The sequence below is a fragment of the Allobosea sp. CER48 genome, assembly GCF_044752385.1.
In the GTDB taxonomy this organism is placed as follows: domain Bacteria; phylum Pseudomonadota; class Alphaproteobacteria; order Rhizobiales; family Beijerinckiaceae; genus Allobosea.
In genome coordinates, this window is the sequence record NZ_JBIWYK010000137.1 from 1 (window position 1) to 7,270 (window position 7,270).

Annotated in this window: 5 protein-coding genes and 1 pseudogene; 4 read left to right on the forward strand and 2 right to left on the reverse strand. The window is 67.9% G+C overall.

Annotation, left to right across the window (positions count from 1 at the left end; translation table 11 throughout):
- Positions 1–2,583: type I DNA topoisomerase (gene topA / locus ACIPIA_RS07400; protein WP_400508122.1), on the reverse strand; the 2,583-nt coding region annotated here is incomplete at its 3' end.
- A gap of 247 nt (positions 2,584–2,830) precedes the next feature.
- Entirely contained in the window at positions 2,831–3,955 is a 1,125-nt protein-coding gene (locus tag ACIPIA_RS07405; protein ID WP_400508123.1) for a serine hydrolase domain-containing protein, read from the reverse strand.
- A 139-nt stretch (positions 3,956–4,094) separates the two neighbouring features.
- Here ACIPIA_RS07405 and ACIPIA_RS07410 point away from each other — a divergent pair, with 139 nt between their 5' ends.
- The 4 genes and pseudogenes from ACIPIA_RS07410 to ACIPIA_RS07425 form a co-directional block, all read left to right on the forward strand.
- Positions 4,095–5,039: an aspartate carbamoyltransferase catalytic subunit gene (locus ACIPIA_RS07410; protein WP_400508125.1), complete on the forward strand. Its 945-nt coding sequence runs from the start codon at positions 4,095–4,097 to the stop codon at positions 5,037–5,039.
- A 17-nt stretch (positions 5,040–5,056) separates the two neighbouring features.
- The gene (gene pyrC, locus ACIPIA_RS07415; protein WP_400508127.1) at positions 5,057–6,358 is read left to right on the forward strand and encodes a dihydroorotase; all 1,302 of its coding nucleotides are present in this window, start codon (positions 5,057–5,059) and stop codon (positions 6,356–6,358) included.
- Positions 6,359–6,390: 32 nt separating this feature from the next.
- Positions 6,391–7,014 (forward strand): glycerol-3-phosphate 1-O-acyltransferase PlsY, encoded by a 624-nt coding sequence (gene plsY / locus ACIPIA_RS07420; RefSeq protein ID WP_400508129.1) that lies wholly within the window; start codon positions 6,391–6,393, stop codon positions 7,012–7,014.
- Positions 7,015–7,030: 16 nt separating this feature from the next.
- Positions 7,031–7,270, forward strand: a pseudogene (locus ACIPIA_RS07425) (DNA-processing protein DprA); the annotation flags it as partial.

Consider the following 7,270-nt stretch of genomic DNA (forward strand, 5'->3'; position numbering starts at 1 on the left):
CTTCGCCGGAGCCTTGGTTTTCGCGGCACTTGGCGCCTTCGCCTTGCCCTTCGCGCCACCCTTCGCCTCGGCCTTGGCGTTCGCAAGCTCGATCGCCTGTTCCAGCGTGACGCTCTCCGCGGTCATGGTCTTGGGCAGCGTCGCGAAGATCTTGCCCCAGGCGACATAAGGCCCGTACTTGCCGGCCTTCACCTCCAGTGCGCCGCCGGCAGGGTGCTCGCCGAGCGCACGTCCCGGAGTCGCGGCGGCCCGGCCGCCCCGCCCGCCGCCACTCTCCTTGGCGACGATCAGGTCGATGGCGCGGTTGGCGCCGAGCTCCAGCACATCGTCGTCCTTGTCGATATTGGCGTAGGTCCGGCCGTGCTGGACGTAAGGCCCGTAGCGGCCGATGCCGACGAGGATCGGCTCGCCCGATTCCGGATGCTTGGCCACCTCACGCGGCAGGGCGAGCAGGGCAAGCGCCTTCTCCAGCGTCACGCTGGCGGGCGTCATGCCCTTGGGCAGGCTGGAGCGCTTCGGCTTCTCGCCCTCTCCGAGCTGGATATAGGGGCCGAAACGGCCGTCGCGCATCGTCACTTCAAGGCCCGTCACCGGGTCGGTGCCGAGCACCCGCACGCCCGGCGTGCCCTGGCCGCCCTCGGCCGATGCCTCACCCTCGGCGGCCGGAACGGAAAGGGGCCGGGTATAACGGCATTCCGGGTAGTTCGAGCAGCCGACGAAGGCGCCGAACTTGCCGAGCTTGAGCGAAAGCTGGCCGCTGCCGCAATTCGGGCAGACGCGCGGGTCGGAGCCATCCGCCTTCGGCGGGAAGATGTAGTCGCCGAGGATGCCGTTCAGCGCCTCCAGCACATCGCCGACGCGCAGATCCTTGGTCTCGCCGATCGAGGCGGTGAATTCCTCCCAGAACTGGCGCAGCAGCGCCTTCCAGTCGATCTCGGCATTCGAGACGCGGTCGAGATTCTCTTCCAGGTTCGCGGTGAAGTCGAATTCGACATAGCGTCTGAAGAAGCTCTCGAGGAAGGCCGTGACCAGCATGCCCTTGTCCTCGGGCACGAGGCGCTTCTTCTCGATCCGGACATATTCGCGGTCGCGCAGCGTCGAAAGCGTCGCTGCATAGGTCGAAGGCCGGCCGATGCCGAGCTCTTCCATGCGCTTGACGAGGCTCGCTTCCGAGAAGCGCGGCGGCGGCTCGGTGAAGTGCTGGTCGGCCGCGATGGCGCGCTTCTCCAGCTTGTCGCCGGATTTCATCGCCGGCAGCTTCCTGGCGTCCTCGTCCTCCTCGTCGTCGCGGCTCTCCTGATAGAGCGTCAGGAAGCCGTCGAAGAGCACGACCTGGCCCGAGGCGCGCAGCTCGAGATTGCGGGCACCGACCCTGGCCGCGATGTCGACCGTGGTGCGCTCCATCTCGGCCGATTCCATCTGGCTCGCGATCGTGCGCTTCCAGATCAGCTCGTAGAGCTTCGCCTGCTCGGGCTCGAGATGGCGGGAGACCATGGCCGGCAGCCGGCCGAGATCGGTCGGGCGGATGGCCTCGTGGGCCTCCTGCGCATTCTTGGCCTTGACCGTGTACTTGCGCGGCGCGTTCGGCACGTATCGGTCGCCGAACTCCTTGCCGATGACGCGGCGGGCGGCGGCGATGGCCGAGCCGTCCATGTCGACGCCGTCGGTTCGCATATAGGTGATGAGGCCGACCGTTTCGCCGCCGATATCGACGCCCTCGTAGAGGCGCTGGGCGAGCTGCATCGTCCGCGCCGGGGCGAGGCCGAGCTTGCGCGAGGCTTCCTGTTGCAGCGTCGAGGTCTGGAAGGGCGGCTGCGGGTGGCGCTTGACCGGCTTGGCCTCGACTTCCGCGACGGTGAAGAGGGCGGTTTCGAGCGCCTCCTTGAAGGCCTTGGCCTCTTCCTCGTTGCCGATGTCAAGGCGGGCGATCTTCTTGCCGTCGGCGCCGACGAGCCGGGCCTCGAAGGTTTGGCCGGAATCCGTCGCGAGCGTCGCCACCAGCGACCAGTATTCGCGCGCCCGGAAGGCCTCGATCTCGCGCTCGCGGTCGCAGACGAGCCGCAGCGCGACAGACTGCACGCGGCCGGCCGAACGGGCGCCGGGCAGCTTGCGCCACAGCACCGGCGACAGGGTGAAGCCGACGAGATAGTCGAGCGCGCGGCGGGCCAGATAGGCATCGACCAGCGCCTGGTCGATGGCGCGGGGATTGGCCAGCGCCTTCTGCACCGCGTCCTTGGTCACGGCGTTGAAGGTGACGCGCTCGACCGGGATGCCCTTCAGAACCTTCTTCTGGTTCAGCGCTTCCAAAACGTGCCAGGAAATGGCCTCGCCCTCGCGATCCGGGTCGGTGGCGAGGATCAGCTTCTCCGCACCCTTCACGGCGCGCGCGATCTCGGCGACCTGCTTGGCGCCGCGGCCCTCGATCTCCCACTTCATGGCGAAATCGTTCTCGGGCTCGACCGAGCCGTCCTTGGCCGGCAGATCGCGGATATGACCGAACGACGCCACGACCTCGTAGTCGGAGCCCAGATATTTGTTGATCGTCTTGGCCTTGGCCGGCGACTCGACGACGAGGAGCTTCATGATCTTGGTCTCGGTAACAGCCTTTTCAGAGCGCGGACCCGGCCCGTAACGGGCGGTTCTGCGACCGGCAAGGCTCCGGCGTTTCGGAATTGCGCGCGAAAGTGGTTCAGCGCGCAGGCCGTGTCAAACGGCGATTGGGCACAAGCCGCCGATCCCCGGCCGCTGATGCAGCCGTGAGACATGGGAGGCGCCGCTGGCTTTGCAAGCCGGGCGCCCGCCGAGAAAGGTCGTGCACCTGGCGGGCCGGTCAGGTCCGCGCCGCCAGCAGCCGGTCGATGAAGTTGTCGGTCTGGGCACCGTTGATCCAGCGCAGCACGGCGACGATATCCTGCTCGGGCTCCACCCAGATCACGTTGCTCCCGGCGCCGAGGGCCGAGAAGGACGAGGAAGGCAGGCCCGGGCGCGCCGCCAGCCACCAGAGATAGCCGTAGTTCGAGAGGGTGGGGGAAGGAGACAGGGAGCGCTCGATCCACTGGCGCGACAGGATCTGCCGGCCGTTCCATTCGCCCTTGCGGCCGATCAGAAGACCGAATCGGGCATGGTCGCGGGCGCCGATGAAGAGCCCGCCGCCCCAGTGGCCCCCGCCGGGCACGGACTGGACCTCCCGCCCGTCGATTGTGACGAAGGAGGAGCTGTAGCCCTGCCATTGCCAGTCCTGCGATGCGCCGATCGGGTCCATGATGCGCTCGCGGAGCACGTCCGGGAGAGGGCGGCGGAAGCGCTGGAGCAGGGCGTAGCCGAGCACGTTCACCCGCACGTCGTTGTACTCGTAGAAGGTGCCGGGCTGCTCGAGCTCGCGGCGCTGGCCCTTGCGGCTGTTGTCGGCGCCGGGGCCGATCTGGCGGTTGTGGTCGACCTGATCGGATTTGCCGAAGATCTCGCCCTGCCATTCGCTCGACTGCTGCAGCAGATGCCGCCAGGTGATCTGGCCGTTATGCGGCCCGGCGAAGGCGGGATCGTCGACGCTCTTGCCGACCGGCTCCTCCACGTCGCGGATCAGCCCGTCATCGAAGGCGATGCCGGTGAGCACCGAAAGGTAGCTCTTGGCGATCGAGAAGGTCATGTCGGTGCGGGCGGTGTCGCCCCATTCGGCGACGATGCGTCCGCCCTTCAGGATGAGGCCGGCCGGGCCACCACGCTCGCGCACCGGCCCGACGATGTCGGTCCAGGGGCCGCGCTCGTTCCACTCGACATTCCCGACATAGCTGCCATCCGGGTAGTAGAGGCTGCGCGGCCAGGGGCTTTCCTGCTCGCGCGCGAAGGCGACGGCGGCCTTGAGCCTCTCGGAGTCGAAGCCGGCCTTGGCCGGAGCGACCGTCTCCCAGAGGGCGCCATCGGGAGCGGGAACGAAGGCTTCGGTCGGGTTGGACAAGGCGGCATCCTCGCGAGCGGCGGAAAACATGACTGGTAGCGCCGATCCGCCGAAAGCTCCACGGCCCACAGGACATGCACCACCGCGCCCGCAGGCGGCTTGCGTCAGACCCGACTCGCGCCTAAACAGCCTGCTTCAAATGACATCGCCAGCACCGCTCTACCCGCACCGCCATCTCCTCGGGATCGAGGGGTTGTCCCATCTGGACATCGAGGCGCTGTTGGACAGGGCGGAGGACTATGTCGCGCTCTCCCGCCAGGTCGAGAAGAAGACGGCCACGCTGCGCGGGCGGACCCAGATCAACCTGTTCTTCGAGCCTTCGACGCGCACCCAGGCCTCGTTCGAGCTGGCCGGCAAGCGCCTTGGCGCCGACGTCATGAACATGTCGGTAGCCTCCTCCTCGGTGAAGAAGGGCGAGACGCTGATCGACACCGCGGCCACGCTGAACGCCATGCGGCCGGACATCATCGTCGTGCGCCATCATGCCGCCGGCGCGGTCAACCTGCTTGCCCGCAAGGTCAGCTGCTCGGTGGTCAATGCCGGCGACGGCGCCCACGAACATCCGACGCAGGCCCTGCTCGACGCGCTGACGATCCGCCGCAACAAGGGCCGCATCCAGGGCCTCACCGTGGCGATCTGCGGCGACATCGTGCATTCGCGCGTCGCCCGATCCAACATCATCCTGCTCAACGCGCTCGGCGCGAAGGTGCGGCTGATCGCGCCGTCGACGCTGCTACCGGCCGGCATCGAACGCATGGGGGTCGAGGTCTTCACGGACATGAACAAGGGGTTGGAGGGCGCCGACATCGTGATGATGCTGCGCCTCCAGCTCGAACGCATGCATGGCGCCTTCGTGCCGTCCTCGAAGGAGTATTTCCGCTATTACGGGCTCGATCGCGAAAAGCTGGAGCGAGCCCAGCCGGATGCGCTCGTCATGCATCCGGGCCCGATGAATCGCGGCGTCGAGATCTCGTCGGAGGTCGCCGACGGCGCGCAATCGCTGATCCGCGAGCAGGTCGAGATGGGCGTTGCCGTCCGCATGGCAGTGCTCGACGCGCTGGCGCAGCATCTTCCGAATATCTGAGCGTGGCGGAACCTGACATGGCTGAAACGCAGGATATCGCGATCGTCAACGCGCGCCTGGTCGATCCCGCGACCGGGCGCGAAGGCAAGGGCTCTGTGCTGCTTCGCGACGGCGCCATCGACGCTGTCGAATGGGGCGCGGCGCCTTCGACGGGCGAGGGCGTGCAGCGCATCGATGCCAAGGGGCTGGTGCTCACGCCGGGGCTCGTGGACCTGCGCGCCTTCCTCGGCGAGCCCGGCGCGGAGTTCCGCGAGACGCTGGGCTCGGGCTCGCATGCCGCGGCGGCGGGCGGCGTGACCGCCATCGTCTGCCGTCCCGACACCAACCCGCCGATCGACGATCCCGCGATCATAGACTTCCTGAAGCGTCGTGCCCGCGACAAGGCGATCGTCAACGTGCTGCCCTCCGCCGCGCTGACAAAGGGGCTGGCCGGCAAGGAGATCACCGAGTTCGGCCTGCTGCTCGAAGCCGGTGCGGTGGCCTTCGGCGACGGCGCGAAGGGGCTGCGCAACCCGCAGGTCATGCGCCGGGCCATGATCTATGCGCGCAATTTCGACGCGTTGATCATGAACCATGTCGAGGATCCGGAGCTGCGTGGCTCCGGCGTGATGAACGAGGGCGAGTTCGCCAGCCGCAAGGGGCTGCCGGGCATCCCCCTCGAGGCCGAGACGGTGATGCTCGAGCGCGACATCCGCCTCGCCCGCGCCACCGGCGCCCGCTATCACGCCGCGATGATCTCCTGCGCGGAGTCGGTCGAGCTCGTCCGCCGCGCCAAGCAGGACGGCCTGCGCATCACCTGCGGCGTCTCGATCAACAATCTCACCCTCAACGAGAACGACGTCGGCGAGTACCGGACATTCTGCAAGGTCTCGCCGCCTCTGCGCCATGAGGACGAGCGCCTCGCTTTGGTGGCCGCCCTTGCCGAAGGCGTCGTCGACGTCGTGGTGTCCGACCATGATCCGCAGGACGTCGAGACCAAACGCCAGCCCTTCGCCGAGGCAGCCGACGGCGCTCTCGGCATCGAGACCATGCTCTCGGCCTCGCTGCGCATGGTGCAGGCCGGTCAGATCGGGCTGCCGCAGCTTCTCGCCGCCCTGTCGGCGCGCCCTGCGGGCCTGCTCGGGCTCGGCAGCGGCCGGCTCGAGGCCGGCGCCGCCGCCGATCTCATCCTGCTCGACCCCGATGCGCCCTATGTCGTCGACAAGCGCAAACTGAAATCCCGCGCCAAGAACTCGCCTTTCGACGAGGCGCGGCTGGAAGGCATCGTGCAGGCGACGATCGTTCGCGGGCGGGTGGTCTATGAGGCCGAGCCGGGCTAGTCTGCCCGTGGACTGAGGGGCTGAAGGGCGGCATGACGGATATTCTGAATTGGAGCCTTTCCGGCTCCGCCACGCTGGTCGCCCTCGTCGTCGGCTATCTCTTCGGCTCGATTCCCTTCGGCATCATCCTGACGAAGCTCGCCGGCGGGCCGGATCTGCGCAGCATCGGCTCGGGCAATATCGGCGCCACCAACGTTCTGCGCACCGGCAACAAGAAGCTCGCTGCGGCGACGCTGGTCGGCGACATGCTGAAGGGCACGGCGGCGGTCATCGTCGGCGCGCGCCTGCTCGGCGGCCCCGAGGCTGCGCTGGTCGCCGGCATCGGCGCCTTTCTCGGCCATCTCTTCCCGGTCTGGCTGCGCTTCAAGGGCGGCAAGGGCGTCGCAACCTATCTCGGCGTGCTGATCGGCGTGAAGGGCTCGATCGCGCTTGTCTTCGCTGCGATCTGGCTGAGCGTCGCGTATCTCTCCCGCTACTCCTCACTTTCGGCGCTGGTCGCCAGCCTGCTGACCCCGCTGCTGCTCTGGTTCTGGGCGGATATGCCGAAGGCCGCCATCGTCATGGGCATCCTGACGGTCCTGCTCTGGATCATGCACCGGGAGAACATCGCCCGGTTGTTGACCGGGCGCGAAGGCAAGATCGGCCAGAAGGGCTGAAGGCGGCATGGCTGGCATCGTTCTCACCGACCGCCAGCGCCTCGATTGGTTGAGGCTGATCCGCAGCGAAGGCATCGGCCCGCGCACCTTCCGTTCACTGGTGAGCCGCTTCGGCGTCGCTTCGGCCGCTCTGGAGGCGCTGCCGGAGCTGGCACGGCAGTCGGGCCGGCAAGTTCGCATCTGCCCGCTCGCCGAGGCCGAGCGCGAGGTCGAAGGCCTGCGGCGCCTCGGCGCCCGCCTGGTCGCAACTGGCGAG

Excerpts from the sequence above, each read along its gene's own strand:
- ACIPIA_RS07410 (WP_400508125.1), top strand. The coding sequence starts at position 4,095 with ATGACATCGCCAGCACCGCTCTACCCGCACCGCCATCTCCTCGGGATC.
- pyrC (WP_400508127.1), top strand. The coding sequence starts at position 5,057 with ATGGCTGAAACGCAGGATATCGCGATCGTCAACGCGCGCCTGGTCGAT.
- plsY (WP_400508129.1), top strand. The coding sequence starts at position 6,391 with ATGACGGATATTCTGAATTGGAGCCTTTCCGGCTCCGCCACGCTGGTC.